6 protein-coding genes are annotated in these 3,250 nt (G+C 69.6%); 1 reads left to right on the top strand and 5 read right to left on the bottom strand.

Annotation, left to right across the window (positions count from 1 at the left end; genetic code table 11):
• Window positions 1-481: 481 nt before the first annotated feature.
• On the top strand, window positions 482-1,045 hold the full coding sequence (locus tag HY703_09130; protein MBI4545345.1) for a DUF1572 family protein: 564 nt from the start codon (window positions 482-484) through the stop codon (window positions 1,043-1,045).
• A gap of 240 nt (window positions 1,046-1,285) precedes the next feature.
• On the opposite strand, the gene HY703_09125 is transcribed toward HY703_09130, so the two are convergent.
• The 5 genes from HY703_09125 to HY703_09105 form a co-directional block, all read right to left on the bottom strand.
• Entirely contained in the window at window positions 1,286-1,444 is a 159-nt protein-coding gene (locus HY703_09125) for a hypothetical protein (protein MBI4545344.1), read from the bottom strand.
• A 275-nt stretch (window positions 1,445-1,719) separates the two neighbouring features.
• Window positions 1,720-2,097 carry a type II toxin-antitoxin system VapC family toxin gene (locus HY703_09120; GenBank protein MBI4545343.1) on the bottom strand — a complete coding sequence of 126 codons (378 nt, stop codon included), beginning with the start codon at window positions 2,095-2,097 and terminating at the stop codon, window positions 1,720-1,722.
• Entirely contained in the window at window positions 2,094-2,378 is a 285-nt protein-coding gene (locus HY703_09115) for a type II toxin-antitoxin system prevent-host-death family antitoxin (protein MBI4545342.1), read from the bottom strand. The genes HY703_09120 and HY703_09115 overlap by 4 nt, the downstream gene beginning before the upstream one ends.
• A gap of 120 nt (window positions 2,379-2,498) precedes the next feature.
• On the bottom strand, window positions 2,499-2,849 hold the full coding sequence (locus HY703_09110; protein ID MBI4545341.1) for a hypothetical protein: 351 nt from the start codon (window positions 2,847-2,849) through the stop codon (window positions 2,499-2,501).
• Window positions 2,849-3,250 (bottom strand): FAD binding domain-containing protein (locus HY703_09105; GenBank protein MBI4545340.1); only part of this gene is annotated, 402 nt, incomplete at its 5' end. The genes HY703_09110 and HY703_09105, both read right to left, overlap by 1 nt.

Here is a 3,250-nt window from a genome sequence, read left to right as displayed (position 1 = left end):
GCCGACGGACGCCGCGACATGCAGACGCTCCTCGTGCAGCGGCTGCTTGGCGCATAGCGATTCGACCGCCACGACCTCCAGGAAAGCTCTGCCCTCCCCAGTCGGTGTGCGCAGGACACCTGGTCGTCGGACGCGAGCGACGGGCCCCGGGGCGAGACCTTCGGCCCCTCCGCTCGAACACATGAAGCAGGCGATCTGTCCACCAGCCCGGGCAGCAGCACGGCTTCGGCGTAGTCCAGGAGTCGGGCGTCCGGGGGCGGCGCCTCGCAGGCGGCGACGTCGTCGATCACGCCCTTCCGGAGGAGAATGGCCGCCGGCTTCACGCCCTGCGGCGTGACCACGCGGCGGCTGCGGAGGGCGAGCTCGGGCTGCGGAGTCGGGCGCGCTATCTCGGCGTCTCCCCCGGGGTTGCGGGGGCATCTGCGCGGCAACATAGTAGCGTTGCGGCGGGACGGCGATTCCCCTTGCGGAGGGAGCGGCCATGACCGAGCCCCTGGGCGCCCAGTATCTGGAGGACGCACTGCTCGAGCTGCGCAAGTACAAGCGGCTGGCGGAGCGGGCCATGGAGCAGGTCGGGGATGCGGAGCTGTTCCGCACGCTGGACCAGGAGTCCAACAGCATCGCCATCATCATGAAGCACGTGGCGGGCAACATGCGCTCGCGCTGGACGGACTTCCTGACCACGGACGGGGAGAAGCCGGACCGGAACCGCGACTCGGAGTTCGAGCTGGATGCGGGCACGAGCGCGGCCCAGGTGAAACAGTGGTGGGAGGAGGGCTGGCGCTGCACCTTCGCGGCGCTGGAGCCGCTGGCGGCGGCGGACCTCGAGCGCACGGTGCGCATCCGCGGCGAGCCGCACACCGTGATGCAGGCCATCAACCGGCAGCTCACGCATTACGCCTACCACGTGGGCCAGATCGTGTACCTGGCGAAGCATTTCCGGGGCGGCGAGTGGCGCTCGCTGAGCATCCCGCGGGGTCAGTCGAAGGCGTTCGAGGTGGCGCGGGACGGCAGTCCGTACCTGGCGGGCGGCGAGCAGCGGTAGCCGCCGGGGCGGCCGGTCCGCCAGTCGGGTGCGGGGAACGCCGAGGCGGAGGGCGGCCCTTCTTCTCCGTCGCATCCTCGAGGCGCAACCCGACGCCGTAGCATCCAGCCGTCCGCCGGCACCATGGCCACGAGCGGCCGCGGCTGCGGCGCCTCGAAATGCGAGGCGTTGGCCGGCAGATCGAGGGGACCCACTCGACCACGAACTGCGAAGCAGCAGCCCACTGGAAGGCTCAGAGCGTCAGAAGTACTGTCGCGCCCACTGGCGCCCAAGGTACAGGCCTGCCCCGGTGCCGATGATGCTCAGGAAGAAAGCGGTGAAGAAGGAGATGCGCGCGCCAATGACCCAGCCCAGCCATCCGCCTACCGTAGCGCCGAGGAACCCCGCTAATTTCACCATGCAGCTAATAGGCAGCCGGGGGCTGAATGGTTCCTCGCCTGCACGCATCGGGCCTCAACGAAGCCAGCGGGGATGGATCGGCGGCCGAATGCGGGCGTATTTTGCAGAGTCGTTTGGATAAGGCCGTAGGGGGAGATTTCAGGATCGCGGCGGCGAGTTCTTGGCGGACGCGTGCATTCCTCGGCTGGCCGCGCGCTGCTTCGAATCCCCGCCGGCTTCGGCTGTGCTCGACGAACGTGAGCGCGAATGCGAGTCCGGCAGCGTCGCGTGGATCGCTACACCTCGAACACGGGAACGCCGTACGCCGGGATGATCGGGTCCCGTGTAGCGATGCCTAGCCCCTGCTCCCGGGCCTGCGCCACGAGTACGCGGTCGAAAGGATCCCGGTGGTGCCAGGGCAGCCGGGCGCTCTCCCGCGCCTGAGCGGCCGTCACGGGAAGCTGAAGGAAACCCGATCGCTCCGCCGCGGCCAGCCAGTCTCCCGGGAGATCGAGCTTCCCCACCGCCGCCTTGAGTTCCAGCTCCCAGGCAGAAGCCGCACTGAAGAACACGGCTCGAGCAGGATCCTGAATCGCCTCCGCCGCCTCCGAGCGCAGCTTCCCCGGATCGTGCAGAGCCCACAACAGGGCGTGAGAATCCAGCAGCAGGTTCATCCCAATCGGCGTGTCTTCTCGGCCGGGTCCGGATTCGCCTCACCCTGCTCGTCGCCGTAAAAGAGCGCTTCCAGCGCCGGGTCAGGCGCCCACCAGTCCTCCGACTCCCGGACCTTGCCTGCCAACAAACCCAACGGCCGGGGCCCTTCCAGCGCAGAAACCGGTACCAGCCGGACCAGGGGTTTGCCGGCTCTGGCGATCACGACGTCCTCGCCGCGCACCGCCTCCTCCACCAGGCGCGACAGGTGCGTCTTGGCCTCGTGGATATTCACCTTCTTCATGAGCTAAGTCTAGTCTAGTCCGTCAAGCTGCGCAAGGGGAGCACCAAGCTCCGACTCGTTGAAACTCACGCGCGGCCCGCCGGGCGGCGGTCCGCAAGGGGCCGGTACTTTCGGCCACAGTCACTCCGATCTCGGGGTCGTGTCCTGCCAGAAGCGCCGCAGCAGGTTCATGGCCACCTGCCGGCGGTAGCCCGCCGTCGAGCGCAGGTCGTCAATCGGCTGGATCTCCAGCGCCAGGAGCTGCTGCGCCTCCTCGATCGAGCCGCCGCCCGCGAGGCACGCTTCGGTGCGGGGCAGCCGGATCACGGTGGGGGCGACGCTGCCCAGGGCGATGCGCGGCCGGGGCGCGCGCACGGCGGCCATGACCAGCTTCGAGATGGCCTGGGCCCGGCGGGTCCCCACCTTGCGGAACCACTGCCGCCCCTCGGCGGGCGGCACCTCGACGGCCACGATCAGCTCGTCGGCGCGCATCACCGTCTTGCGGTACCCGGTGTAGAAGGAGTTGAAGGCGACGCGCCGCTCGCGCTACGCAACACCACGTCCGCGTCGGCGGCGGCCAAGACGGGCAGCGTGTCGCCGGCGGGCGAGGCATTGGCAATGTTGCCGCCCAGCGTGCCGCGGTTCTGGATCTGCACGCCGCCGACCTCGCGGGCGGCGGCGGCCAGGATGGGCAGCCACTGCCGCACCAGCCGCGAGCGGATGAGCTGGGTGCAGGTGGCCAGCGCGCCGATCGAGAGCACACCGTCCCGGCGCTCGATGCGCCTCAACTCGGGGAGCGCCCACAGGTCGAGGAAGCGCCGCCCCTCGAGCGTGCCGAAATTTAGGGCGACGTAGAGATCGGTGCAGCCGGCCAGCGGCACGAGCGGACCTTC

The sequence above is a fragment of the Gemmatimonadota bacterium genome, assembly GCA_016209965.1.
Classification (GTDB): domain Bacteria; phylum Gemmatimonadota; class Gemmatimonadetes; order Longimicrobiales; family RSA9; genus JACQVE01.
This window is presented reverse-complemented; position numbering and strand designations above follow the sequence as displayed.